The following is a 25,267-nucleotide window of genomic DNA, read 5'->3' on the forward strand; positions in this document are numbered from 1 at the left end:
CAAAAATTTCATTCATCCCATTGTAACAAATTCGTATAGCCATATGGCTGTTGATCTTCTTCGTACCAATAAGAACGTTGGAAGTTTAGCGATTTAAAAACAATAAGTTTCCATTCCCCTTCAATTTTCTTAAATACGACCTCACAATCCAAGCCATCTTTAAGCTGTGCCTTATAAGGACTCCGGGGGCTATTGTCTTCCAAGATCTTCCCTGCCTTGGTTAAATTATCAGGTAGTAAATAAACGATACAAACCGCTTGGTAATCATCTTTTCTAAATTTTTCTATTCGATCCACCTCATAATTATATGCCTTATAATAATAGGTAGGTTCCGAATTTTTCCAAAGCCCATCTTTCTTTCCCAAATAATCCTCATCACAACCTTCTAATTTCTTTTCGCTATAACCGGGCGCATATAAAGTAACCGCAGGAGATTGGGATAAATAATCTTTTACTACCTGTTCATCCATTGGAGCCGAACATGAGATCATGCAACTTAGCAATAAGCCAGCACATAACTTTTTTAGATTTTCCATACATTTAACTTTTAATTGTTCAATGCACAAAAGAAAAGAAAAAAAGAGAATTTAATCTTAATCTGTAATAAGATACTAAATGATTAAGTAACAAGTCTAGTTCAACTTAAAATATCCATAGGGGTGCACACATAAGCCCCCCATAGTAAAGCGCATATAAATATTTGAATTATTATTGATCTGTCACTTATCCTAATAAATTATCTCAGTTCGTCTCTTACTTCCATAAGCGCAAAGCCTAAAAGGTTCTTACCTCTCCAAGAAAAAGGATCTTGAGCATCCAAATCAGATTCTTTTAACCCAATTCCCCATATGCGATCATAAGGACTAGCTTCAACTATTACGGCATCTTCTGTTTTCAAAAGGAAATCCCTCATATTCTTATTCTGAGAGAATTTGTGATAATTACCTTTAATTACAACCGCATATTTGAGTTTATCCCAAATGGCCTCATCGAAATTCCTCACTTTCCTTCCCAACCCCTTAATCGTTTTTTGATCCGTCTCTTGAAGAATTGCTTGGAGAATTTTCATATCCCCAAAGATCCGAGCCTTTTCTGCCATCATATATTGCTCAGCACAATTATAGATACGCCCATCAACCTCAAAACCGCAACGCCACCATTGACTAAAACAAACTTTTGTCAATCGAGGCGCATTATTTGTATGTCCCCAGAAAAACAAATAATTTAAATCCTTTCCATCAGAAACACATGCCTTAGCCCAATCCAAAGAATATTTTGGGACAAGTTGATGATCTGAAATCTCTATAGTCTTAAACATAATAAATAATTTAATGATTCATTCTAAAATTCTAATCTCAATCCTTTTTGTTTCAATTTTTCATATTGTTCCGCATTAAAGCTATACCTAATCGGTTGTTTTAACGAAACCTTTCCCGAACGTTCTTCCACGACTGTCAGTAATCCCAATTTTATCATCTTCTTATAAAAATTCCGGCGATCGAATTTCACCTCAAGTATCGCCTCATATAAATTTTGCAACTCTGTCATCGTAAACACTTCCGGTAATAGCTCAAAACCGATCGGTTCAAAATGAATTCTTTCCTTCAATTTACTCATCGCTACACGAAGTATCAAATCGTGATCAAAGGCTAATTGCGGGATCTCATTCAACCCAAACCATCGTGCCTTAACCGCATCATCCCCACCTTTAACTTCTGCAATTTTAACCAATGCATAAAAAGCAATTGTAACAACACGCTCTCTTGGATCACGGTTAACATCAGAAAAAGCTTGCAACTGCTCCATAAAACCACTTTTAAAACCGGTTTCTTCTTCTAACTCTCTCCTAGCACATGCCTCAGCCGTCTCATCTATCCGCATAAACCCTCCGGGAAAAGCCCAATGTCCTTTATACGGATCAAGACCTCTCTCAATTAATAACACCTTAAGATTCACACCATCAAAGCCGAACATCACACAATCCGTTGTTATGGATGGATGAGGATATTTATACCTATAATTTAATTCTTCCATGCTATTTATTTCTTGCAGCACACATATATTGCGTAATTATTACGCAAAGATATGAAGATTAATTCAACCCACAAGTATTTATGCGTATTTTTTACGCAATAGATATTCTAAACCTTTTACCGACAACTATATTAAAGGATAACAGAGCACCTTTCAGTTTTTATCTCTATCTTTGCGCAAACTTTTGAGAAAAATGATACAATCAATGACTGGGTTCGGTAAGGTTACTGCCGAGCTCCCTTCAAAAAAAGTAACCGTAGAGATAAAGGCTTTAAACAGTAAGCAATTGGATTTGTCCACCCGTATCCCTTCCATATACAAGGATAAGGAAATGGAGCTTCGGAGCCTGTTACTTCAATCTTTGGAGCGGGGAAAAGTTGAGTTCAATATCTTTATAGAATATATAGGCAAAGATACTCCTACACAGATCAATCTTGCCGCCGTAGAGAATTATTACAACCAAATCAAGGAGATCGCAGAGAAACTGAATATCAGCGTTCCGAACGATTGGTTCCAGACCTTGCTCCGAATGCCGGACGCAATCAAGTCCGAGACCGTAGAACCGGACGAATCCGAATGGGAGGTGGTTTTAGAAACGGTAAAGGACGCTATCAAGCACCTGTGTGATTTCCGTATCCAAGAAGGAGCCATGCTTCAAAAGCTTTTCGAGCAAAAGATAGCCAATATCGCCACTCTGTTGAAAGAAGTGGAGAAATACGAGGGGGAACGTATCGAGAAGATCAAGGCTCGTATCATGGATAACCTGCAAAAGATAGCCGAGAAGGACTACGACAAGAATCGTTTCGAGCAGGAGATGATCTATTACATAGAGAAGCTGGATGTCAACGAGGAAAAGAACCGTTTGGACAACCACTTGAAATATTTTATCTCAACCATGGAATCCGGTCACGGCCAAGGCAAGAAGCTCGGTTTTATCGCTCAGGAAATGGGGCGTGAGATCAATACGCTCGGATCAAAGAGCAACCACGCCGAGATGCAGAAGATCGTGGTCCAGATGAAAGACGAGTTGGAACAAATCAAGGAACAGGTACTAAACGTATTATAATAAGATTAACGAGAATGGCTGGCAAATTAATTATCTTCTCCGCACCCTCGGGTTCCGGAAAATCAACCATTATTAATTATCTTTTGAAACAAGATTTACACCTTCGTTTCTCCATCTCGGCTACCAGCCGGGCTCCGCGGGGAACCGAGAAGAATGGTGTGGAATATTATTTCCTTACGCCGGAAGAGTTCCGCAGTCGTATCGCTAATGGAGACTTCTTGGAATATGAGGAGGTGTATACCGATAAATATTACGGTACGTTAAAGAGCGAGGTAGAGCGTATCTTGAATGAAGGGGACAACGTGATTTTCGATGTGGATGTGGTAGGCGGATGCAATATCAAGAAATTCTATGGAGACCGTGCCCTGTCTGTCTTTATCCAACCTCCTTGCATCGATGACCTGCGGAAGCGATTGGAAGGACGGGGAACAGACAGCCCGGAAGTTATCGAAAGCCGTATCGCCAAGGCTGAGTATGAATTAGGGTTCACGGGACAGTTTGATAAGGTTGTCGTAAACGATGATCTGGAGACTGCCCAAAAAGACGCGTTGAAGATCATTCGTGAGTTCTTAAACAAATAGTCTATGCCTAATATATTCAAGAATACCCGTTTTATGATGGGGCTTTCTATCGTTTGTGGGATAGCGAGCCTCGTATTAGGTGGTATCAGCCTGTATTATAAGGAGTATATCATCGGGGGTGCCCTGATATTTAATATATTCATTTGTTTTATCAACTATAAGGGTTGGCAAAAGAAGGGTTAAGTAAAAATCGTATGGGACTCAAGACCGGGATTTACAGTGGATCATTCAATCCCATTCACATAGGCCATCTCGCCTTGGCGAACTGGCTATGTGAGTTCGAGGGATTGGATGAGGTGTGGTTCGTAGTCACGCCTCACAATCCGCTGAAGAAAAAGGATGACTTGCTAGATGACTCACTACGGTTGGAAATAGCCCAAGCCGCCATTGACGGATATCCGAAATTCAAGGTCTGCGATATTGAGTTCCACCTGCCAAAACCTTCTTATTCCATTGATACCTTGCGAGCCTTATCCAGCAACTATCCGGATAGGGACTTTTATTTTATCATGGGAGCCGATAACTGGCTGCTTTTTCCCCGATGGAAAGAATATGAAAAAATACTCCAAAACTACAAACTGCTGATTTATCCCCGCCTAGGATTCGATATCTCGATCCCAACCATTTATCCGAACGTGAAAAAGGTAGACGCTCCCTTGATGGAAATCTCCTCCACATTTATCCGTAACGCTTACCAAACCGGCAAGGATATCCGTTTCTTCCTGCCGGAAGGAGTGCGGCCTTATTTCGGGTCAGTAGCAAATCAGTGACATACCTGCGATAGAAGATATACTTACTTGGGCTATGAAGTATATATCCTATGCCACTTGAAGTATATATTCTTCGAGAAGGGAAGTTATACCGTGATTATTTACAGCTTTGCCATCTTAGGGCAATCTGCCAAAATTCCCATTAAAACATGTTTTACAGCACAGCCGTTAAAGATGATCCCCGTAACATCAAAACAGGCTCACCCGATAATCTTTTTGGAGTATCCAAATATATAATTTGAGCCTTGTCAAGTGAATAACTAATGGCTTGTCAAGTGAATAACTAACGGTTAGGGATAGCCGTTAGTTATTCACTTGGGAAGTGATTAGTTATTCATTTGGGAGGCTTTGTACCTATGGCTTACGCTATTACATAAAATACTATTACATAACAAATTACATCAATACAACAAGTCATTTCTCGAACAAATTAAACATGGGACAGAACAATCGAGTTCGCATAGCTAACTTATATACATATCTCCACTAATTTTCTACTGTACCAATAGAAAGACAATATACATTAAACAACAATAAAAAAGACATAATATACCCCATGTTTGATATTTTTTAATTTTCTTTGTAAATATCAAAGCATTACACATCTATTAACTTTTTAAATCTTTCAAATTATGGACAAACTCAAAAAACTGACAAAAGTCGTACTAAACCAACAAGGTAAAGTTCTTCCAAAAGAGCAAATGATGAAAATCTTAGGGGGAGGAAGTGCGTATTGCCACTGCTGGAACAGTTCTAATGCCATTGATGCCTCTAACTGTTCTCAATGTCAAGATAAATGCAATGGTCTTGGAGGAGTACAAAACTGCAATACCGTAGGAGGTTAACAACAAAAGAAAGGGTTGGCTTTAGCAGAGGTCACCTCCTACCGCCAACCCCTTGTTTCTTAAAACAATATACAACCATGATCTATCTTTTCTTTTTAATCCCCCTTTTACTTATCAGTTGTAACCAGGATCGAGTGAAAGATAATAGTAAGAACGAAATAATCGAGTACTTCATTCCACTCTCACATCGGGTAGAAAAAGATGTGAATGAAGTATTTGAGGAATATTGGTATGTCCCCTTGGAAACAAGGGATGACGCATTGATAGAAGAACTTTACAATATCAAGAACATTGTTATCTATCAAGAAGATATCTACATAGGCTCGGGAAATCAATTAATCATATGGGATAAATATGGAAAAATCAAACGCTATTTATATAAAAAGGGAGAAGATCCTCAATCGTACTTCTTCTTAGGAAATTTTACAATATGGCCTAATGGAGATATTTTGATTTCTTCTGCGAACGATATTACGACTTATTCTAATTCGTTCAAATTTATTCGCAAATGGGCAGATCATGAAAATATAGGATATATAGAGGCTATCACCCAATTTAATGACAGCTCATACATTATAAAAAACATGCCTATACAGGGGCAGTCGCGTTACAGGATAATCAACCCAAAGAGCGGAAATCTTATCAACTCGTATGATTCCATAGAAAAAGCGAACAAATATATCAGCTCATACACAAATTCGTTCGAACGTTTTGAGGGGCATATCCTCTCTCATGGCTATCAAGGCAATGAGATACTTGAGTGTACAATGGATAGCACTAAAATTCGATATCGAATAAATATCGACAATAAAATTCCTCCAGTGGGATTTTGGGCACAAGACGGAAAGGATTATGTGCAAATAGTAATGGAGGAGACAGAGAAAGGATACATCGGGCATATCCCGGATTACGTGGAATCAAAGGAAACAATATTACTCTCCTTCAAGGGAAAAAGGGATGACCTGAACGGAATAGCCTTAATCGACAAAAAAGACGGGAACGCAAGAGTTTTAGAGAACATCAAGTTCGATGACAACTTCCGGTGGTTGCCCAAACAGTTCTTCTCGTTAGATGAGGGCTGGTGCGCCATGCTGATGTATCCGGAAGACGTTTTGAAGAAGGAAGAGTTCGCAAGGCGTTTCCCCGGACTGGACGAGGAGAGTAACCCGGTGTTGTTCATTGGTAAACTAAGGTAATCATTAAAGACCTAAAGCAATGGAACATGACAATCTATTCATCCAAATTTTAGAAATCTTATCGATAAAGCACACGGAAGATTTTACCATAAGATTCTACGAGAGCCATCCACACAAAAACAATCTGTTTGGACTGTCCGAGATGCTACGTTATTATAATATAGAGAATGTAGCGGCCGAAATTCAAAAAACACAAGAAAACTTATCCTCATTGGATGTACCCTTTGTGGCTTACGTAGATCATGAGTTTGTATTGGTGCGACATGTTTCTACCGAGGCAATCATCTATTCATGGCGAGGTAAAAACATCACATTATCTATCCCGGTATTCTTGGAACGATGGTCAGGAATCGTCCTTCTTTTCGAATCCACCGATGAATCTATTGAACCGGATTATAAAGAGCATAGAAAGGAATACTTACGACAGCGGATAGTAATCGCATGTTTCGTTTCATTACTTCTATCATTAATAGGGTGTGCCCTTATCACCAACAGAGGAATGGAGATAGGAATCTGGGGGTTATGGGGTGTTAATGTGATCGGAGCATCTTTCTGCGGTATCCTGCTTTCTCGAGAGATCTTAGGCTCGGATAAATATGTCAACAAAATTTGTTCCCTGTTTTTGAAATCCAGTGATTGCAACGGGACATTGGATTCCCAAGCATCTCATTTCTTGGGGATCAGTTGGAGTGTCTTCGGCTTAGGATATTTTCTTTCCGCAATATTGTTTATCGCCTTGTTGCCCCAATATGTTATATATGCAGAGACTCTGAATATAATCGCATTACCTTATACAGCGTGGAGCGTATGGTACCAAAAATTTAGGGTAAAACAATGGTGCGCTTTATGTTTATCTGTACAAGCTACCGTATGGATCACCTTTCTTATCTCTCTATTTGCGATAGGCATGGATTTCAATCAATGGGATTTATTTGATTTCACTACCATTGGATGCGTGTATGGGCTCGTCATTCTATCGCTCCATTTTACTGTTACATTATACGTAAAAGAAAAGCAAATCCAACGAAGCAACAATAAACTTAGCAGCATAAAACTGAATGCCTCTGTATTTAAGAGCTTATTAAACGAACAGCCTCAATATGACATTGACAAAAATACAGGAATATTATTGGGCAATAGGGATGCCAAAGAGTGGATTACCATTATCTCTAATCCACATTGTGCTCCTTGCGCAAAATTACATCTCCAAATAGAAAAGTTACTCAAAGAATATAAAGAAGAGATTTGCATACAAATCATCTTGACCTCTTTTAGCAAGGAATTAGAACCTAGCGCCATGCTACTGACCTCCATGTATCTACTAAATAATGAATCGGATTATTTACGATTCCTATCTGACTGGTATGCAAAAGGGCGTCATAAAAAAGAGGATTGCTATAAAAGATACAGATTAAATCCTAATGACAAAGATATGTTAGCCAATTTTCAAGCACAAAACGAATGGGTTAGGCGCAATACAATAAGTTCCACTCCAACAGTTTTGACAAATGGTTATTTATTGCCGGAAGAATATGAGTTAAAGGATATGTCGTATTTAATAAATTAAGTACTATGAATAAATTAGCATCACAAATAGATTCGCTAAATAAGCATTTGATAGGCTCATTACATACAAGCTACCCTTTCGGGTTGGCTCACGGCAAAATGGGATTACTCATCTATTTATACCATTTGTATGATTATACGCAAGAAGCTATTTATAAAGAGAAGGCTGAGCGATTGCTGGACGATCTCTTGGAAAACAATCTCTCTAAAAACGCAGAACTTACTGTGGAGGAAGGTTTATGCGGAGTTGCGTTAGGATTGGATTATATTGTAAAAAAGCAATTTGTAGACGGTGATATTAATGATTTGCTAAGTGGTATCGATGATTTGCTATTCAAGAAGCTGGTTTTCGGAAATATGGAATCTAGGTATTCCCTGTCTCAACTCATCCATTTCTTATATTACATTTATAAAAGGCTGGAAATCCAGACAAACGATAATGAGCGTTTCCCTTTCGAGGGCTTAGCAATCAAGTTAGTTAATCAATTGGCCGATTTGATAGACGCCTCCTTTTTCGAGGAATCCTATACGTTTTCCATTTACCAATATCACGTACCGATATTGATGAAAACCCTGTCCTGTCTTATACAATATGATTTTTACAAGGATCGGATACAAAAGGTTTTGGAACAACTATCTCTGTATATGTTCTCCCATTTGCCTCATCTGCATTTGAACCGACTATATCTGTTATGGGGCATACTACCTTTACGGGATTGTTCGCCGGATTGGCAAAGATATGTGAACGAACTAAGAAAATCAATCAATCTAGACATAATATATAATAGAGAGATCAAAGGCAAGGATATCTATATCAGTAATGGATACGCTTCTCTATATTTCTTGTTAGAGGGATTAAAAAGGGACTTCCCCGAATACACCATCCCTTTCAATCCGCACCTAATTTACGATCGGATCATCTCGTCTGACGTTTGGGATGCCCTAATGGAGAACGAATACTACTATAATATACACCGAGGATTGCTGAATGGTTTCCCCGGTACGGTGTTGGCATTGTTAAACATTAAGCAAAGATATTTATGCGAATAGACTTGACAGATACAACATTTATTATTCCCGTACGGATCGATTCCATGATCCGTTTGGAGAACCTGTTGATGTCCGTGGACTCAATAGTACGTTATTTCCGGACACGCATCTTAATTCTGGAGGCCTCATCATACCAAAATGAGATTATCCCCTCGTTAATAAAAGACGATACGGTGAAGTACACTTTCCTCGTGGATAAAGATTCTGTATTCTACAAGACCAAATACTTGAATATCCTCGCAAAGCAGGTTGATACTCCACTTGTTTGTATTTGGGACGCAGATGTGATACTGGACCACCTTCAAATATTGGATGCGGTGAAACAACTTAGAACTAGGACTTCTGATGTCGCTTATCCATATGATGGTAATTTTTTAGATACGTCAGATATATTGAGGGAACATTATTGGCTCCATCGTGACTTAGATTTCCTAAAAAAACATCAAGCAAAGATGAACTCTTTGTACACAGTAGAGGGAGTGATAGGCGCAGTCGGGGGAGCGGTCTTCGCCCAAACGGAAAAATACCTGCAAGCGGGTATGGAGAATGAGGATTTCTATGGCTGGGGCTTGGAGGACGGAGAAAGACATTACCGTTGGTTGAGTTTTGGCTACCGGATTTATCGGAGTGAGGGCTGTTTATTCCATTTGTCTCATCCCCGGGATCAAAATGGGATGTTCCGTTCAAGGATACATAGCGAAAAAGCGATGCATGATATGAATGAAGTAGTAAACTATTCCAAAGAGGAACTTCGAGAAAAGTTCTCCTTGGATTCAAGATAGAGAATTGTATTTAGTGATGAAAGATAAAATTATTGGGTCTTAAGTTCATTGGCCTACAAACCTAAGATACTTCACCAAGGATCCTAAGATACTTTACCGATGAACCTAAGATACTTTATCCATGAACAAACAAGATCGGTGACCTCAACCTTTTACCACATAAGTCAGCATAAATCAGAAATATTTTGTACTTTTGCGCCGTATTATACAAAATAATAGCATAATGAATCTATTAGAACTGAGTGAACAGGAAATAATAAGACGTAATAGCATGGAGCAGTTGCGTCAGATGGGGATAGAGCCTTATCCCGCAGCTGAGTATGTAACGAACGCATTTTCCAAAGAAATAAAAGAGACATTCAAAGACGACGCTGAGCCACGCCCGGTAAGTATCGCCGGCCGTATCATGAGCCGTCGTATCATGGGTAAGGCTTCCTTCATGGAATTGCAGGATTCCGAGGGCAGAATACAGGTCTATATCTCCCGTGACGATATTTGTCCGGATGAGAATAAGGACACCTACAATGTCGTTTTCAAGAAATTACTGGATATCGGTGATTTCGTCGGGATCAAGGGATTCGTTTTCCGTACTCAGATGGGAGAAATTTCCGTTCATGCTCAAGAATTGACAGTTTTGTCTAAATCACTTCGTCCGCTACCGGTCGTTAAATATAAGGACGGTGTCGCTTACGACGGTTTTAATGACCCGGAGCTTCGCTACCGTCAACGTTACGTGGATTTGGTAGTAAACGATGGCGTAAAAGATATTTTCATGAAACGTGCGGCTATCATCAAGACCATGCGTACCGCTTTGGATGAGGCCGGATACACGGAGGTAGAGACTCCGATCCTGCAATCTATCGCCGGAGGAGCTAGCGCACGTCCGTTCACGACACATCATAACTCCTTGGACATCGATTTATATTTACGTATCGCTACCGAGTTGTATTTGAAACGATTGATCGTCGGTGGATTCGAGGGTGTATACGAGATCGGTAAGAATTTCCGTAACGAGGGTATGGACCGTACGCACAACCCGGAGTTCACCTGTATGGAACTTTATGTTCAATACAAGGACTATAACTGGATGATGAGCTTCACCGAGAAGCTATTGGAGCGTATCTGTATCGCCGTGAACGGTACGAGCGAGAGCACGATCGACGGTAAGACAATCAGCTTCAAGGCGCCTTTCCGCCGTTTGCCGATCTTGGAGGCGATCAAGGAAAAGACGGGTTACGACTTGGAAGGTAAGACCGAGGACGAGATTCGTGCGATCTGCAAGGAATTGAAGATGGAGATCGACGATACGATGGGTAAAGGTAAATTGATCGACGAGATCTTCGGGGAGTTTTGCGAGGGTACGTTTATCCAGCCGACCTTCATCATCGACTATCCGGTTGAGATGAGCCCGCTGACTAAGATGCACCGTAGCAAACCGGGATTGACCGAACGCTTCGAGTTGATGGTAAACGGGAAGGAATTGGCGAACGCTTATAGCGAGCTGAACGATCCGATCGACCAAGAAGAACGTTTCAAGGAGCAATTACGCTTGAGCGAGAAAGGGGACGACGAGGCAATGTTCATCGATCAGGATTTCTTACGCGCCCTTCAATTCGGTATGCCTCCTACGTCGGGTATCGGTATCGGTATCGACCGTCTGGTTATGTTGATGACCGGACAGACAACGATCCAAGAGGTATTGCTTTTCCCGCAAATGCGTCCGGAGAAAACCGCAAAGAAAGATAACGCCGACAAATACGTGGCCTTGGGCATTTCCGAGGAGTGGATTCCCGCTTTGCAGAAAGCCGGCTACTTGACGGTTGACACGCTGAAAGAAGCGAACGCCAACAAATTAAGACAAGAGCTTTGTGAGCTTAATAAAAAATATAAGTTAGAACTTCAAAATCCTACGATCCAAGAAATAGAAGCTTGGATAGCCAATGTAGGAGAATAAAAGCGTGATACGATGGATTTGCCCGGAAAAATCGCGATAATGGGAGGTGGTAGCTGGGCTACCGCCTTAGCCAAGATCGTACTTTCAACTCAAGATAGTATCAACTGGTACATGCGTAGGCCCGATCGTATCGAGGAGTTCAAGCAGTTGGGACACAACCCGTGTTACCTCACCGCCGTGAAATTCGACACGAACAAGATAAACTTCTATTCCAATATCAACCAAGCGATCAAGGACTCGGATACCTTGATCTTCGCTACGCCTTCCCCTTTCTTGAAACAACATTTGAAGAAGGTGAAGACCTCTTTGATAGATAAGTTTATCATCTCGGCGATCAAGGGTATCGTACCGGATGAGAATATGTTGATTACGGATTACTTCGCGGAGTATTACAAGGTTCCGACAGAAAATATAGCAGTTATCGGTGGTCCCTGTCATGCGGAAGAGATCGCTCTGGAGCGGCTCTCGTACATTACGTTGGCTTGTTCCGACATCGAGAAGGTCCGTACGATATCCCCCGTTTTCAAGAATCAATACTTAAAGAATTCCTTCTGTAAGGATGTGACCGGTATCGAATACGCCGCCGTACTGAAGAACGTGTACGCTATCGCCGCCGGTATTTGCCATGGGATGAAATATGGCGATAACTTCCAAGCCGTATTTATCTCGAACGCTATTGAGGAGATGCGTAATTTCGTGGACGCCGTACACGGGCTGGAGCGGGATATCACCGACTCCGTCTACCTTGGCGATTTGCTGGTTACCGCTTATTCCCGGTTCAGCCGTAACCGTACTTTCGGAACCATGATCGGTAAAGGATATTCCGTGAAGACAGCGCAGCTGGAGATGGAAATGATCGCCGAGGGATATTATGGAACCAAGTGTATGCGTGAGATCAACGAGAAATATAAAGTGAACATGCCGATACTGGACGCTGTTTATGATATATTGTACGAGAAGAAATCGCCAACAACGGTCATTCGTCAATTAACGGAAACGTTTAAATAAAATAGCATATGAAAAACATCAGTTTAAACATCGACAAGGCTCTGGGCACTGTCTCCAAGGAACAGGTTTACGCTCAAGAGGCCAAGGCAATGGAATGTATTGCCACATTACATAACGGTAACGGAGCAGGTAACGACTTTTTGGGTTGGTTACATCTCCCCTCTTCTATCACGGACACAGAGTTGGCCGACATCGAGAATACGGCGAACGTGCTTCGTTCTAAATGTGAGGTGGTCGTAGCCATTGGTATCGGTGGTAGCTATTTGGGTACCAAAGCGGTAGTAGAAGCGTTAAACAACAGCTTCGACTGGTTGCAAAACGACCGTAAAAACCCGGTTATGTTATACGCCGGACACAATATCGGAGAGGATTATCTTTATGAATTAAGCGAAGTCTTGAAAGGTAAGCAATTCGGTATTATCAATATCTCCAAGTCTGGTACGACTACAGAGCCGGCTTTGGCCTTCCGTATCTTGAAGAAACAATTGGAAGACGCTGTTGGCAAGGAAGAGGCTAAACATCGTATCGTAGCTATCACGGACGCTAAGAGAGGCGCTTTGCGTACTTTGGCAGATCAAGAAGGTTACAAGACTTTCATCATCCCTGATAACGTAGGTGGACGTTTCTCTGTTTTGACTCCGGTAGGTTTGCTCCCGATCGCTGTGGCAGGTATCAGCATCCGCGACTTGATTGCTGGAGCTGTTTCCATGGAAAAAGCTACAGACGCAAGTGTTCCTTTCGCTGATAATATGGCCGCTATCTATGCCGCTACTCGTAATGAGTTATATAAGAACGGTAAAAAGATTGAGATCTTGGCTAACTTCCATCCGAAATTGCACTATATCGCAGAATGGTGGAAACAACTTTACGGAGAGAGCGAAGGTAAAGACGGTAAAGGTATTTTCCCAGCATCCGTAGATTTGACAACCGATTTGCATTCCATGGGTCAATGGATTCAAGACGGTGAGCGTACGATTTTCGAAACGGTTATCTCCGTGGAAGCTACAGATCATAGCGTATTGGTCCCTACAGATGAAGCCGATTTAGATGGCTTGAACTTCTTGGCAGGCAAGCATGTAGACGAGGTAAACAAGATGGCCGAATTAGGTACTCAGTTGGCTCACGTAGATGGTGGTGTTCCTAATATTAAGGTTAATATGCCGGAAGTAAGCGCATTCTATATCGGTCAGTTGTTCTATTTCTTCGAGAAAGCTTGCGGTATCAGTGGTTATATGTTAGGTGTGAATCCTTTCAATCAACCGGGTGTCGAGGCTTATAAGAAGAATATGTTCGCCCTGTTGAATAAGCCGGGATACGAGAAAGAAAGCGAAGCTATCAAAGCACGTTTATAATACGATTTACCCCATAAAAAAACGGTTTTCTCATCACGAGGAAACCGTTTTTTCGTTTGAATAGTTTTTATTACTCATTTAATTCTTTAAGTAAATCGCTCCCGGCTTTGAATTTGACCGAGACACGTGGAGTAATCATTACTTCCTCCCCTGTTTTCGGATTACGTGCCAATCGCTCGGATTGTTGCCAAGGTACAAAAGATCCAAATCCTTTCATGGAAATAGATTCTCCTTCCCGTATTCCTTTCGCCACAACAGTCGGTAACGCATTCACTACGGCCCTAACAACATTTTTCGGCAATCCTGTTTCTTCCACAAGAGATTGTACTAATTCTCCTCTATTCATACTAGATAATAAATATACCATTCTTCACCAGAAAAGAGTCCGGTGAGAACTTAGTTGTTTAATCATTGCAAATATATGAATATTTGGGGAATATCAAAATATCATATATTAAAAATCAATGCATACAGAAATATCATATACCTAAATGCAGGTATAATTGAACCCCTTTCAGATAGACAAGTGAGACTTTGGTAGAAATATAATTAATAAGAAATAGTATACAGTATTATGATATCACTTATTCATAGCAAGTTATAGCCTTTGAAAATTCGTTATTAATGCGTTAACTAGAGTTCTCACCGAACTACGTCATAATTTATTGATTAATTATCTCAACGAAATAAATTTATATCCCTTATTTTTCAATACATCTATCAACTCATCCAGATAATTATAAAATTTATCAATCCGGTTAGGGTGTACATGTAGGTGGATCAAAAGTAAGCACCCATTTAAACCATTTTTGTTTCATAAAATGAAATTCCATTATATATCATATTTATTTAATTTCAAGAAGCTTTCCTCCCATTTCTGTTAATTCCGATTTATTACGTACCTTTGTATTGGTTTTTAAGAAGGTAATAACATGATTCAAGAAGCGATTATCCGATATCTGCGTAAACACAGGCAGGAATCCCTTTCTCCCAAAGCTGTTCTTTTCGATATGGATGGTGTATTATATGACTCTATGCGTTTTCATGCACGGGCATGGCATGAGGTAGCGACCCACCATCAGCTAACTTCTCGGCCGGAAGACTTTTATATGTTCGAAGGACGTACTGGGGAAAGCACGATCAACGAGCTATACCAACGCACTTTCCAACGAGACGCTACCGCCGAGGAGAAGCAAACGATCTATAAAGAGAAAGCGGATCTATTCAATACCTATAATGACGGTGCCCCCATGACCGGCGCCGCAGAGGTTCTAAAAGAAGTGGAAGCATCTGGACTGCAACGATTGGTTGTCACCGGTTCCGGCCAACATAGCTTGATCGATAAGCTAAATCATACCTATCCGGGACATTTCAACCGAGAGAAAATGGTTACGGCTTTCGACGTGAAATATGGCAAGCCACACCCCGAACCTTATTTAATGGGACTTCAAAAAGCGCATGCGAAGCCTAACGAAGCTTTTGTGGTAGAGAACGCTCCCATGGGAGTAGAAGCTGCCGTGGCAGCCAATATCTTTACGATAGCCGTAAACACCGGACCTCTCCCCGATCAAGTTTTATTAGATGCCGGAGCGGATTTACTATATCCGGATATGGAAAACTTAGCTAAAGATTGGAAACAAATCATCGAGCTTGCGAAATCCACCCGATTGAACGAGTATTCCAAATAAGCGAACATAAAAAAAGAGGCTACCCGATAATGAAGTAGCCTCTTCTTTTTTATCATCGAACGGATTATTTCACATAATCAGCCTTATTCAAGAAATCATAGCTCTGCTGAACGCTGGCAACCGGATCATTGTTTGTATATTGCTCAACTTCAACATACCAATCCTTTACGTTATTAGCGTACATTTGATCGAAGATAGGCTTGAAATTCATCTTGCCACTTGCGCCGATCTCTTTCTCATCCTTGATATGGATAGCCTTGAACTGGCTCGGACGGTTCTTCAAGTAAGCGACAGGATCACCGCCACCCATCATTACCCAGTATACATCCATCTCGAAGAATACGTGGTTCGGGCTTACGTTATCCAGCAAGAAATCATAGATCAATTGATCGTCAATCTTACGGAACTCGAAGTCATGGTTATGATAACCGAATGCGATACTAGCGGCAGCGGTCTTATAACCAACCGTGTTGAAATAATCGCAGTACATCTTCAAGTCATCCAATGTAGTCTTATCGTTAACCGGCATCCACGGTTGAACCATATATTTAACGCCTAACTCATTATGAGCATCGATCGCCTGATCCCACCAACTCATAACCTCGGCTTCTTTTTCTTTCGTAAAGGCCTGTCCAAGGTGAGCGCTCGTGCACTTCATACCTAGGTCATTCACCATTTTCTTAAATTCAGCGGGAGCTAAACCGTAAATCTTACCGTTATCATAGCTTGCTGTCTCCAGATTCTTATAACCCATCTTAGCGGCGGTTTCCAATACTTTCTGGATACCTTCATCTTTTACAAGGTCTCTTAAAGAATACAATTGAAGCCCTATATATTTAGAAGACTCCGATGCTGTAGCGGCAGCTTGTCCTGATTTACCGCCACAAGAAGATAATAACTGCGGGGCTACCAACCCACCCGCAAGCATCAAAGAGGCTTGCTTCAAAAAATTACGTCTGTTCTGCATAGTACTATTAATTAAGTTTGATTGAGAATTTTTACAAAAGTAAGACTATATTCTTAGGTTTATATCTTTATGGAAGTTAAAATCTTCAAAAAGGACATTGTATTTTAATTTTCGTTATCTTTGGAGGATATATTATTACTTAAATCATTTATATCATGAAAAAATTATCAATTCTAGCGATGGGCCTTCTCTTTGTCCTGACCACAGCCTGTAGTGTTTCTGGCAGTGGCACCTTATTCGATGGCAAAGATAGTAACAAATGGAAAATGACAGGCGATGTCTCCGTTCAAGACGACATAATGACCTTGAAAGGTACGGATGCGCTGGTCGTACTGAAAAACGGCAAATACAAAAACTTCGATCTGACCCTTGATTTACGTACTACCCCGGGAGGCAAAGGCGCCGTCTGGTTCCATACGGACCCGAACTTGAAGAAAGGATATCGTATCGCTATCAATAATGACCGGGCTGATAAGGTTTGGTGGAAAATGACAGGAAGTCTTGTTTCCGTGAGGAATTTGACCAAAAGCTTCGTAAAAGAAGATCAATGGTTCAAGATGGATATCCGGGTTGCCGGACAAGAGATCGATGTAAATATAAACGGCGAACCGGTTGTAGAGTATATCCAACCGACCGCACCGTATCGTACGGACGCTAACACCTATGCCTTATTATCGGAAGGGACATTTGGCATAGAGAGTGATGGTAGCGGTGAGATCCAGATCAAGAACATCACCGTGAACGTAATTGATGAATCCACGATCGATATCAACGCACAATTGGCGGAAGCTAACGATGAGCAAAATGACGAGATCATAAAATTACATCAATCGGATTTCCCTGTATTGGATTACCACGTGCATTTAAAAGGTGGATTAACCAAGGAAGTTGCCGCTAAGCAATCCCGCAAGACCGGTATCAATTATACGATCGCACCGAACTGCGGCATCGGTTTCCCGATCACGAACGACCAACAAGTCATGGATTACCTAAATGAGATGCGCTCACAGCCTTTCATCCTTGGTATGCAAGCGGAAGGACGCGAATGGATAACCACATTCTCTCCCGAGACTCTTAAAGAATTCGACTATGTGTTTACGGACGCTTTGACGTTCAAGGACAATAAAGGTCGCCGTACCCGCCTATGGATTCCGGAAGAGACTTGGATCGAGAATGAGGAGCAATATATGGACATGATCGTAGATCGTATCTGCTCCGTATTGGAAGAGCCGGTAGATATCTATGTAAATCCTTGTTTCTTGCCATCTCCGATGGATAAGCGTTTTGACGAGTTCTGGACGGAGGCCCGCATGAAGCGTTTCGTCGAGGCATTGGCTAAAAGCGGAAAAGCTTTAGAGATCAACGAACTATACAACATTCCAAATAAAGCGATCATTATGAAGGCGAAAGCCGCCGGCGTTAAATTCACGTTTGGAAGTAACAACGTGACACCAAACGTCAGCGATCTGTCTTACAGTATCCGCATGATGAAAGAATGTGGCCTGACGGCTGAGGATATGTATAAACCGAAAGTTAAAATCTAATCACACTTTACCCTCACCCTAATCCCCCGTTTAGGGACACCCTAAATGAGTGATTAGGGTAGACCTAAACGAGGGATTATTCTCTCTCTCGCAACATCCGTCGCATCTTCATATACCGATATTGCTTAATAATCATCTTGCGGCTACGTATGATCTGATAACGGTAAATGATACAAGACAAGATGAAATATACGCCCGCTTGAATCCATAATACCCGATATTCATGCGCCACCTCATGCAAGGAAGCGCCTGCCGTATTGATACGAATAAATCCCTGGATACCCGGAGTAGAAGGAAACAAATAACCCACCACTTTCCAAAACGGAGGAATAGCCGCCTCCGGCCAAGAGACACCCGAGATAAATAACAAGATGACAGACGTGAAAACGAATACCAACATAGGCGACTCACGACTCGTCATAAATCCAGATAGCGTCATAGACATAAAAATACAGGCAAACAGGTAAGGCAGTAAAAACAACAAAATAGTCAGTGGCTCACCAACCTGAGGTAAGGAGAATAACTTAGGGACAATAGCCAATACCCAGATGCAAACCACCACATACAGCAAAAGATAAGTCAGCGACTTGCCGAACACGATACGCAAAGTCCCATTAAAATGCCGGCAAATAGGCACCAGACTATGAAAGCGGTTCTTTTCCCGGGCCGTTCCTCCCAACATTCCGATACCCAATATCAAAGTCTGTTGCAACACCAAGATCAAGATAGCCGGTACCAAGAAACTGGCAAAGCCATTCTGGGAATTAAACAACGCTACCGATTCATACGGGATCGGGTCTACCGTGATCTGGTCCATCTTATCCGTAGACGACGGATTATTATGCATCCGAAGTTCCTTACCCATATCCAATGACACCTCTGTCGTCGCCAAAAGGAAAGCCTTATAAAACAATAAGGCGCTCATATCGCAATACAACGAGACGGTTGTCTGTCGCCCTTCATGCAGGTCCTTACTATAATCCGGGGGAAAGAACAAAATTCCATAGGCCTTCTTCTCATCTAACATCTTCTTGGCTTCCGCCATATCCGGACAAACACCCACTACTTCCACATCCGGCGTGGCGTTAACCCGTCTGGTAAACTCACGACTCAAATAGGAATCACTTTGGTCTACCACCACCATCTTCGCCTCGTGTACTACCTCGTTATTATATATAAATGAATAAAGCAGCGGATATACGAAAGGCACCAAGAAAAAGAAGATCATGACCCCCGCATCCTTAAACACGTTTCTCAATTCATCTTTCCAAATATAAAACGTATCCAGAAGACCTTCCTTTATGATATATCGTAAACGATGTTCTCTTTTCATCACATACAGTTTTTACGGTAGATATTTGAAATCCAACAACGCCCTCTTCAAGTTCCGCCCGATAAGGAACGGCAAGATCAGAAATCCCAACAACCAAGCGTACTCGCCCAACGTATAGAATAGCGCCCGCCCGTTCAAGGCTTGATCGACATAAATCAAGAAATAATGCCGCAGAGGAAACAAACGTGCCAACGCTTGCAACGTAGGGTCCATACCTTGTACCGGAAACGAGAATCCGACAATGGAGAACGAGATCATTCCGAACAGACTGGCGAAGCTAAGCCCTAAACGGGGAGTCGGTAATACGCCGATCATAAATACGCCTACCGCCTGAGAGGATATAATCAGCAAAAACATCGCCAAAAGCATCGGAAACCAACCGCTATTTAACGGGAAAGAATTAAATCCATACAACACCGCACAATACATAAAGCCTACGACCGTAAAAATAGCCGTCTGCGGCAATAACTTTCCCAACAAACTAACTGCGATAGAACTCCCTCCCATATCCAACCATTTACGGGATGTGGAATATTTAATTTCCGTACCGATACTGAATACTGTCACTAGAAATACCATCAACTGAATGATACCCGGCAAAACCGTATTATTCAAATATACCGAATAATTCAACCACGGATTGCCGATCGGATGCGTATCGATCACGATCGGTTGTAGCTGTCCCATGATCTGCGCTTCGGTATATCCTTTAGCTTGTCCGGTTTGTAAACCCACAGCGGCCCCCGCCAATACTGACATCGTTTTCATATCCCGAAACAGCAAGGAAGCGGCGATCAAATAGGTACCATTCGTATAGAAAGACAACCGGGGCTGCTTTCCAGATGTGGCGTCCACGGCGAAACCGGATGGAATGTAAAAAATTCCATATACATTCCCTTTCTGCATTTCCTGACGAGCCTCGGTAAACGACATGGTTTTCATATACACCTCTGTCTGCTCAAAGGCATCCAACTGGCGAATCAAATTGCGCGAGGTAGCAGAGTTATCCATATCCACCACTGCTATCGGCAGATCGGTCGGCAATCCCTCATGCATCAACGATACAAAGAAAATGACACAGATAGCCGGAGCGATCAGCATACAAAAGAAGTAAATCGGTTGAGCCACCAGCCGATGCACCTCACGCTTCGCGATAAGCCAGATTCTATGCAAACTTTCTTTATAGGTCATACGATCTCTTTCCCTTTTTTCTTTAAGATCACGGACATTCCCGGACGAAGATCAGCGACTTTCTCCAACGGACGGGCACGCACCTCGAAAGTCTTCGAGTCATATTGTCCATTCGTCTTTGTCGCTTTCCATGCGGCATACGAGCCCATATCCTTCATATAATAGACTTTCAACTTCACCGGTAGGTCCCCCAACGCCGGTATAAAAGCATTTACTTCCGAGCCAATCTTGATATCTTTCAACAGATCCTCACGAATACTGAAAGTTACCCATACATCATTTAAATCAGAGATATTCATGATCGGAGCGCCTGTACCAACCAACTCACCGACTTCCGGGAACCGTTCTGAAACCTCCCCGTCAATCGGAGCCACCAAAGCGCTCTCGCCCACATACGACTCCACTTCGGCGATAGCACCTTCCGCACGTTGGACCATAGCGGCAGCGGCAGCCTTATCTTCCTTACGGGCACCTTCTTTTGCCATCTCATATTGAGAACGGGCAGCCTTCTCTGTCGCTACCATAGCGTTATAATTAGCCTCCACCTCGTCTCTTTTTTGAGCGGACATCACCCCTTTCTCGTATAAATTCTGAATACGATCGAAAGATTTCTTAGCGATAGTTAATCCAGCTTGCGCCTTTTGCCACATCTCATAAGCGGCCGTGATTTCCTGTTCACGGGCTCCTTTAATCGCTTTAGCGTTCTGCGCCTCCGCTGCCGCACGAGCCGCCTCCGCTTGTTTCAGCTTCGCCATAACCTCGGGCGTATCTAAAAAGACCAAAGTATCTCCGGCTTTTACCTGATCGCCTTCGCCAAAACGATAAGAAGCGATACGTCCGGGAACCTTACCGGAGATACGAACTTGGGTGGCCTCGGCCTGCCCCATTATAATATCGTCAGGCGGTGTAAGCAGGAAGAAACCTGCCAAGGCTACCAATCCGATCACGACCAATACCGTGATAAAAGCTAACATCATGTTACTGATAGAAAACTTCTTGTTCTCATTCATCTCTGTGTATATTTTTATTTGTTATTACTCTTATTCATTTGCGGACAGTTTACCCAAAGCCTTGCTTAGATAAACTTCTGTTAATTTCACCTCGATTTGAGCATCAATCAAACTAGAGCGAGCAGAAACCCATGCTGTCTGCGCCTCCATTAAGTTCAAAGCCGGGATAACCCCTTCCTCAAAACCGAAATTCGCACGCCGCAAATTCTCTTCCGCATTTTCCATATTACGGGAAGAAGCGATCAACTTTTTGCCCGCTTCATTCACTTTATAAACGGATTGATTTACCTGCAACTCGATCTTTTCACGAGCATCCTGCCATTCCAGTGTTTTTATGCGCGTTTCCGCTTTCGCCGAGTTACGCCTATAAGTGCCTTCCCACCAACCGGACAAGGGTACCTTTACCATAACTCCGACATTAAACATACCGGCGAAATCATTTTTAAAACCATTAAAAACATTCGGATTCGTGACGAAGTAATTCGCCGCTAAAGCGACATTAGGCAACATCTCTGCCAAAGCAATACGTTCTTTTCGCTTATAGATTTTCGTTGCCAGATCCAAACTTCTCAGTTCATTACGATTCATGAAAGCCTCATTCAGATCGGCCGAGGCTTGTGTTGTCTCTACCGGAAAATTATCCAGCTTCTCGTCTGCAAGCGATAAATCCTCCTCTAAAGACAGACCACAAATTTGCGCTAAAAGCATTCGGGTTAAAGCCAGACCATTCTCAACCTTAGTCTGAGCCATCTCCGCCTCATTCAGTTTCACCTTGACAGAAAGACCATCGGCCTCGGTAGCGACTCCCTCATAGATCATAGCGGTCACATCACTATCCATCTTACGGAGCAAATCCACATAAGCGTCCGCCAATTTCTTCTTATTCACCAAAGATATGACCTGCCAATAGGTCTCGTCAGTCTTATAAATCAAGTCCTGCAACTGTAAATTATTCATTGACTCCGCTAATTGCTTGGCAAACTTAGTGATTTGGTTATAATTAACGATCTTCCCGCCCATGAATACAGGCTGCACCAACGATACATTACCCACCCAGATATTCTGCACATCCAAATGTTGCATATCGTTCACCCCACTCATCAAATGTTGGATCATCGGTAATTGGGCCAAGCCACCTAAAGAAGAGCTCAAGGATGAGGACAAAGCGCCCATGTCCAGTAAGTTTATATCCTTCTGGTTCCACATATAGGCACCGTTTGCCGATAATTGAGGAAAATACTTGGTAAAAGCGGCTTTCTTCTCATTATCCGCCATCTTGATCTTTTCGCCAGAGATTTGTAGCTCCTTATTGTTCTGGATCGCCAGATTCCGGCACTCTTCCAATGTCAACATTCGCTGAGCGTGCATACAGCTCACCGTGACTACAAATGCTAATAGTAAGATAGTTCGTTTCATCTTTATATCGTTTTAACCTACCTATATAATGCCATCATATTCCCTATGTGACAAAAATATAAAAACCCGCACAAAAGTATAGGTTTAAAGCGAATATAAAATTGAACTAATTCAATAAAGGATACGTTTCTTCAACTTACAATACCAAGAATCACTAACCCCCATATATTGAGCTATATATTTATCAGGTACCCGGCTTACGATCCATTGGTGGTTCGTATAAAGATATTTCAGGAATTCTTCCGCCTTACAGGTTTGACGGACAGCGAACATTGAATAGAGCTTGGAAATAATCATCAGCATCACATTCTGATAACAGGTAGCGAAAGCTGGATATCCCAACGACAAACGTTCGATATCCGTCCGGGAGAAACAAAGTAATTCACCATCCTCGATAGCTTTCACCTCAAACTCGGAAGGGACTTGTGTAAAATAACCGATTGTAGAAACAAAAGGGTACATACTGTCCGAGGAGAAACCGGTTACGCATTCATTCCCATTCTCATTAATATATTGATTGATAAAAAGCCCTTTATTAATAAAATAGGCATCTTGGCACAACTCGCCCGTACGAATCAAATAATCCCCTTTCCGGATTGTCACACCTCGAGTACAACTTTCCAAATCCTTTAGGAAAGATTCATCTCGAGACAGAATCTCCGGAATAAAACTTAGGAACTTCTCAAAGTCAGGAGATAATTTCATAGTTAATCATCCAAGGTAAATCTCTTCTGTCCGATCAAATTACCGTCAGAGAAAATATCCACACGGTAAGTACCCGGAGATAAGAATTCCTCGATATTCCAATACATGGTCACAACCACCTCCTCACCTTCATATTCTATCATTTTCTTCATAGAATAATTGATTTCCTTTCCTTCAAAAGCGAATACATCCGCACGGCTTTTCACCAATATATCGTCATCCGGTTTCATGATCCGTACATATACCATCTTTTCGCCGACAGGAGCGGTAATGTTCTTCGCTATCTTGAAAGTCACGACGAATTGCTGCATCTTCTTAATACGCTTAGCTAGTTTTCCTCGAGAGTTCACAGGAGTCACGTTAATATCCGTCGCATCCAAACGACTAGCTAACGTTACTCTTTCCGTCAATTTCTCTTTTTCCTTTTTCAAGGTAGCAGCTTGTGAAGTAGCCCTCTGATATTTCTGAACAGCCTCTTTCTTCTCAACCTTCAATTGCTCATTCTCACGATTCAAGGAATCGATTTGGACAACATAGTTACGCATGATTTTACGTAAGGTATCCAATTCCTTTTTCAAGCGAGCTATTTCCTTCGCATTCGTAGCCTTCACCGTACGCAATTCTTCCAATAAACGTTGTACCTTTGCTTGCTCCGTAGATAATAGGGCAACAAGGGAATCATTGCCTACGCTAAACTTATAACCTTCATATTGAAGAGACAATTCATTATATTCATCCTCCAAAGATTCTTTCTCAAGATCAAAGGTTTCCACCAAATCAGTCATTTGCTGCTTTTGATGATAAATATAATAACCGGCACCAGCAATAATCAGTACCAATACTATAACTGCTACAATAAGTAGCGAAAGTTTATTTACTTCTTTATTCTCTTTCTTTTCAGTATCCATATGAGGTTCTTAGCTATTACAAAAGCACAAAATTACAATTTCTTATCCATCCGAACAACAAAGTACACCTAAAAATAGAAAAAGACAGAGAGGATATATACCAAAAAAAGGAGCCAATCTTTCGACTGACTCCTTTCACCTAAGACGGCGGCTACCTACTCTTCCACTGTTACGCAGTACCATCGGCGTGACGAGGCTTAACTTCTCTGTTCGGAATGGGAAGAGGTGGATCCCTCGTGCTATAGCCACCTTAATATCATCATTTAGATTTTGACCGGACATCAATCCGAAGAGACCAGCT

General features: G+C 41.8%; 25 protein-coding genes and 1 rRNA gene. 14 read left to right on the plus strand and 12 right to left on the minus strand.

All coding sequences use genetic code 11. The features are described from left to right. Nucleotides 1–8: 8 nt before the first annotated feature. From DWY79_RS01680 to DWY79_RS01690, 3 genes are all read right to left on the minus strand, one after another. Nucleotides 9–536, minus strand: coding sequence for a hypothetical protein (locus DWY79_RS01680; RefSeq protein ID WP_146375669.1), 528 nt, complete (start codon nt 534–536; stop codon nt 9–11). A gap of 200 nt (nt 537–736) precedes the next feature. Continuing rightward, complete coding sequence (locus DWY79_RS01685; protein WP_122368734.1) at nt 737–1,318, minus strand: NADAR family protein; 582 nt, start codon at nt 1,316–1,318, stop codon at nt 737–739. Between the two features lie 23 nt (nt 1,319–1,341). Next, on the minus strand, nt 1,342–2,034 hold the full coding sequence (locus tag DWY79_RS01690; RefSeq protein ID WP_122368735.1) for an NUDIX domain-containing protein: 693 nt from the start codon (nt 2,032–2,034) through the stop codon (nt 1,342–1,344). A gap of 193 nt (nt 2,035–2,227) precedes the next feature. On the opposite strand from DWY79_RS01690, the gene DWY79_RS01695 reads away from it, so the two are divergent. The 12 genes from DWY79_RS01695 (at nt 2,228) to DWY79_RS01750 (ending at nt 14,204) form a co-directional block, all read left to right on the plus strand. Next, nucleotides 2,228–3,100: a YicC/YloC family endoribonuclease gene (locus tag DWY79_RS01695; RefSeq protein ID WP_008774137.1), complete on the plus strand. Its 873-nt coding sequence runs from the start codon at nt 2,228–2,230 to the stop codon at nt 3,098–3,100. Nucleotides 3,101–3,114: 14 nt separating this feature from the next. Then, the gene (gene gmk, locus DWY79_RS01700) at nt 3,115–3,681 is read left to right on the plus strand and encodes a guanylate kinase (RefSeq protein ID WP_005861508.1); all 567 of its coding nucleotides are present in this window, start codon (nt 3,115–3,117) and stop codon (nt 3,679–3,681) included. Between the two features lie 3 nt (nt 3,682–3,684). Next, nucleotides 3,685–3,864 (plus strand): hypothetical protein, encoded by a 180-nt coding sequence (locus DWY79_RS01705; protein WP_022192875.1) that lies wholly within the window; start codon nt 3,685–3,687, stop codon nt 3,862–3,864. An 11-nt stretch (nt 3,865–3,875) separates the two neighbouring features. Further along, on the plus strand, nt 3,876–4,451 hold the full coding sequence (gene nadD / locus DWY79_RS01710; protein WP_122368736.1) for a nicotinate (nicotinamide) nucleotide adenylyltransferase: 576 nt from the start codon (nt 3,876–3,878) through the stop codon (nt 4,449–4,451). A 632-nt stretch (nt 4,452–5,083) separates the two neighbouring features. Then, nucleotides 5,084–5,296: a hypothetical protein gene (locus DWY79_RS01715; protein WP_005865774.1), complete on the plus strand. Its 213-nt coding sequence runs from the start codon at nt 5,084–5,086 to the stop codon at nt 5,294–5,296. Nucleotides 5,297–5,499: 203 nt separating this feature from the next. After that, nucleotides 5,500–6,492, plus strand: a complete 993-nt coding sequence (locus tag DWY79_RS01720; RefSeq protein WP_233563926.1) for a 6-bladed beta-propeller — start codon at nt 5,500–5,502, stop codon at nt 6,490–6,492. A 19-nt stretch (nt 6,493–6,511) separates the two neighbouring features. Beyond that, nucleotides 6,512–8,059 carry a thioredoxin domain-containing protein gene (locus DWY79_RS01725; RefSeq protein ID WP_048928003.1) on the plus strand — a complete coding sequence of 516 codons (1,548 nt, stop codon included), beginning with the start codon at nt 6,512–6,514 and terminating at the stop codon, nt 8,057–8,059. 5 nt (nt 8,060–8,064) lie between these two features. Next, nucleotides 8,065–9,108, plus strand: a complete 1,044-nt coding sequence (locus DWY79_RS01730; protein ID WP_122368738.1) for a hypothetical protein — start codon at nt 8,065–8,067, stop codon at nt 9,106–9,108. Continuing rightward, nucleotides 9,099–9,890, plus strand: coding sequence for a galactosyltransferase-related protein (locus tag DWY79_RS01735; RefSeq protein WP_122368739.1), 792 nt, complete (start codon nt 9,099–9,101; stop codon nt 9,888–9,890). The genes DWY79_RS01730 and DWY79_RS01735 overlap by 10 nt, the downstream gene beginning before the upstream one ends. Nucleotides 9,891–10,113: 223 nt before the next feature. Then, entirely contained in the window at nt 10,114–11,844 is a 1,731-nt protein-coding gene (gene lysS, locus DWY79_RS01740) for a lysine--tRNA ligase (protein ID WP_122368740.1), read from the plus strand. Nucleotides 11,845–11,856: 12 nt separating this feature from the next. After that, nucleotides 11,857–12,852: an NAD(P)H-dependent glycerol-3-phosphate dehydrogenase gene (locus tag DWY79_RS01745; RefSeq protein WP_122368741.1), complete on the plus strand. Its 996-nt coding sequence runs from the start codon at nt 11,857–11,859 to the stop codon at nt 12,850–12,852. Between the two features lie 8 nt (nt 12,853–12,860). Continuing rightward, complete coding sequence (locus DWY79_RS01750; protein WP_122368742.1) at nt 12,861–14,204, plus strand: glucose-6-phosphate isomerase; 1,344 nt, start codon at nt 12,861–12,863, stop codon at nt 14,202–14,204. A gap of 70 nt (nt 14,205–14,274) precedes the next feature. Here the strand turns inward: DWY79_RS01750 and DWY79_RS01755 are convergent, their stop codons facing one another. Beyond that, a complete protein-coding gene (locus tag DWY79_RS01755) occupies nt 14,275–14,550 on the minus strand; it encodes an HU family DNA-binding protein (protein WP_008780759.1) in 276 nt (91 codons plus the stop codon). 586 nt (nt 14,551–15,136) lie between these two features. Between DWY79_RS01755 and DWY79_RS01760 the strand changes: the two genes are divergently transcribed. Continuing rightward, nucleotides 15,137–15,892: an HAD-IA family hydrolase gene (locus DWY79_RS01760; RefSeq protein ID WP_009276519.1), complete on the plus strand. Its 756-nt coding sequence runs from the start codon at nt 15,137–15,139 to the stop codon at nt 15,890–15,892. Between the two features lie 64 nt (nt 15,893–15,956). On the opposite strand, the gene DWY79_RS01765 is transcribed toward DWY79_RS01760, so the two are convergent. Continuing rightward, on the minus strand, nt 15,957–16,859 hold the full coding sequence (locus tag DWY79_RS01765; RefSeq protein WP_122368743.1) for a sugar phosphate isomerase/epimerase: 903 nt from the start codon (nt 16,857–16,859) through the stop codon (nt 15,957–15,959). Nucleotides 16,860–17,014: 155 nt separating this feature from the next. Between DWY79_RS01765 and DWY79_RS01770 the strand changes: the two genes are divergently transcribed. After that, the gene (locus DWY79_RS01770; protein ID WP_022192866.1) at nt 17,015–18,403 is read left to right on the plus strand and encodes a DUF1080 domain-containing protein; all 1,389 of its coding nucleotides are present in this window, start codon (nt 17,015–17,017) and stop codon (nt 18,401–18,403) included. A gap of 76 nt (nt 18,404–18,479) precedes the next feature. Here the strand turns inward: DWY79_RS01770 and DWY79_RS01775 are convergent, their stop codons facing one another. The 7 genes from DWY79_RS01775 to rrf all read right to left on the minus strand — a co-directional run bounded on the left by DWY79_RS01775 (nt 18,480) and on the right by rrf (nt 25,219). Then, on the minus strand, nt 18,480–19,736 hold the full coding sequence (locus tag DWY79_RS01775; RefSeq protein ID WP_011965909.1) for an ABC transporter permease: 1,257 nt from the start codon (nt 19,734–19,736) through the stop codon (nt 18,480–18,482). Nucleotides 19,737–19,748: 12 nt separating this feature from the next. Further along, on the minus strand, nt 19,749–20,927 hold the full coding sequence (locus tag DWY79_RS01780) for an ABC transporter permease (RefSeq protein ID WP_005865745.1): 1,179 nt from the start codon (nt 20,925–20,927) through the stop codon (nt 19,749–19,751). Further along, entirely contained in the window at nt 20,924–21,937 is a 1,014-nt protein-coding gene (locus DWY79_RS01785) for an HlyD family secretion protein (RefSeq protein WP_005865742.1), read from the minus strand. Before DWY79_RS01785 ends, DWY79_RS01780 begins: the two co-directional genes overlap by 4 nt. A 30-nt stretch (nt 21,938–21,967) precedes the next feature. After that, the gene (locus DWY79_RS01790; RefSeq protein ID WP_008774144.1) at nt 21,968–23,353 is read right to left on the minus strand and encodes a TolC family protein; all 1,386 of its coding nucleotides are present in this window, start codon (nt 23,351–23,353) and stop codon (nt 21,968–21,970) included. Between the two features lie 111 nt (nt 23,354–23,464). Continuing rightward, nucleotides 23,465–24,058: a Crp/Fnr family transcriptional regulator gene (locus DWY79_RS01795; RefSeq protein WP_005861469.1), complete on the minus strand. Its 594-nt coding sequence runs from the start codon at nt 24,056–24,058 to the stop codon at nt 23,465–23,467. Between the two features lie 2 nt (nt 24,059–24,060). Further along, nucleotides 24,061–24,966, minus strand: coding sequence for a hypothetical protein (locus tag DWY79_RS01800; RefSeq protein WP_005865736.1), 906 nt, complete (start codon nt 24,964–24,966; stop codon nt 24,061–24,063). Between the two features lie 142 nt (nt 24,967–25,108). Further along, nucleotides 25,109–25,219: ribosomal RNA gene (rrf, locus tag DWY79_RS01805) — 5S ribosomal RNA — on the minus strand. Between the last annotated feature and the right edge of the window lie 48 nt (nt 25,220–25,267).

The sequence above is a fragment of the Parabacteroides sp. AF27-14 genome, from assembly GCF_003635425.1.
Classification (GTDB): domain Bacteria; phylum Bacteroidota; class Bacteroidia; order Bacteroidales; family Tannerellaceae; genus Parabacteroides; species Parabacteroides distasonis.

Excerpts from the sequence above, each read along its gene's own strand:
- DWY79_RS01780 (WP_005865745.1), bottom strand. The coding sequence starts at position 20,927 with ATGACCTATAAAGAAAGTTTGCATAGAATCTGGCTTATCGCGAAGCGT.
- nadD (WP_122368736.1), top strand. The coding sequence starts at position 3,876 with ATGGGACTCAAGACCGGGATTTACAGTGGATCATTCAATCCCATTCAC.
- DWY79_RS01725 (WP_048928003.1), top strand. The coding sequence starts at position 6,512 with ATGGAACATGACAATCTATTCATCCAAATTTTAGAAATCTTATCGATA.
- DWY79_RS01705 (WP_022192875.1), top strand. The coding sequence starts at position 3,685 with ATGCCTAATATATTCAAGAATACCCGTTTTATGATGGGGCTTTCTATC.
- gmk (WP_005861508.1), top strand. The coding sequence starts at position 3,115 with ATGGCTGGCAAATTAATTATCTTCTCCGCACCCTCGGGTTCCGGAAAA.
- DWY79_RS01790 (WP_008774144.1), bottom strand. The coding sequence starts at position 23,353 with ATGAAACGAACTATCTTACTATTAGCATTTGTAGTCACGGTGAGCTGT.
- DWY79_RS01770 (WP_022192866.1), top strand. The coding sequence starts at position 17,015 with ATGAAAAAATTATCAATTCTAGCGATGGGCCTTCTCTTTGTCCTGACC.
- DWY79_RS01760 (WP_009276519.1), top strand. The coding sequence starts at position 15,137 with ATGATTCAAGAAGCGATTATCCGATATCTGCGTAAACACAGGCAGGAA.
- lysS (WP_122368740.1), top strand. The coding sequence starts at position 10,114 with ATGAATCTATTAGAACTGAGTGAACAGGAAATAATAAGACGTAATAGC.
- DWY79_RS01755 (WP_008780759.1), bottom strand. The coding sequence starts at position 14,550 with ATGAATAGAGGAGAATTAGTACAATCTCTTGTGGAAGAAACAGGATTG.
- DWY79_RS01685 (WP_122368734.1), bottom strand. The coding sequence starts at position 1,318 with ATGTTTAAGACTATAGAGATTTCAGATCATCAACTTGTCCCAAAATAT.
- DWY79_RS01775 (WP_011965909.1), bottom strand. The coding sequence starts at position 19,736 with ATGAAAAGAGAACATCGTTTACGATATATCATAAAGGAAGGTCTTCTG.
- DWY79_RS01680 (WP_146375669.1), bottom strand. The coding sequence starts at position 536 with ATGGAAAATCTAAAAAAGTTATGTGCTGGCTTATTGCTAAGTTGCATG.
- DWY79_RS01735 (WP_122368739.1), top strand. The coding sequence starts at position 9,099 with ATGCGAATAGACTTGACAGATACAACATTTATTATTCCCGTACGGATC.
- DWY79_RS01795 (WP_005861469.1), bottom strand. The coding sequence starts at position 24,058 with ATGAAATTATCTCCTGACTTTGAGAAGTTCCTAAGTTTTATTCCGGAG.
- DWY79_RS01750 (WP_122368742.1), top strand. The coding sequence starts at position 12,861 with ATGAAAAACATCAGTTTAAACATCGACAAGGCTCTGGGCACTGTCTCC.
- DWY79_RS01800 (WP_005865736.1), bottom strand. The coding sequence starts at position 24,966 with ATGGATACTGAAAAGAAAGAGAATAAAGAAGTAAATAAACTTTCGCTA.
- DWY79_RS01765 (WP_122368743.1), bottom strand. The coding sequence starts at position 16,859 with ATGCAGAACAGACGTAATTTTTTGAAGCAAGCCTCTTTGATGCTTGCG.
- DWY79_RS01715 (WP_005865774.1), top strand. The coding sequence starts at position 5,084 with ATGGACAAACTCAAAAAACTGACAAAAGTCGTACTAAACCAACAAGGT.
- DWY79_RS01695 (WP_008774137.1), top strand. The coding sequence starts at position 2,228 with ATGATACAATCAATGACTGGGTTCGGTAAGGTTACTGCCGAGCTCCCT.
- DWY79_RS01785 (WP_005865742.1), bottom strand. The coding sequence starts at position 21,937 with ATGAATGAGAACAAGAAGTTTTCTATCAGTAACATGATGTTAGCTTTT.
- DWY79_RS01690 (WP_122368735.1), bottom strand. The coding sequence starts at position 2,034 with ATGGAAGAATTAAATTATAGGTATAAATATCCTCATCCATCCATAACA.
- DWY79_RS01745 (WP_122368741.1), top strand. The coding sequence starts at position 11,857 with ATGGATTTGCCCGGAAAAATCGCGATAATGGGAGGTGGTAGCTGGGCT.
- DWY79_RS01730 (WP_122368738.1), top strand. The coding sequence starts at position 8,065 with ATGAATAAATTAGCATCACAAATAGATTCGCTAAATAAGCATTTGATA.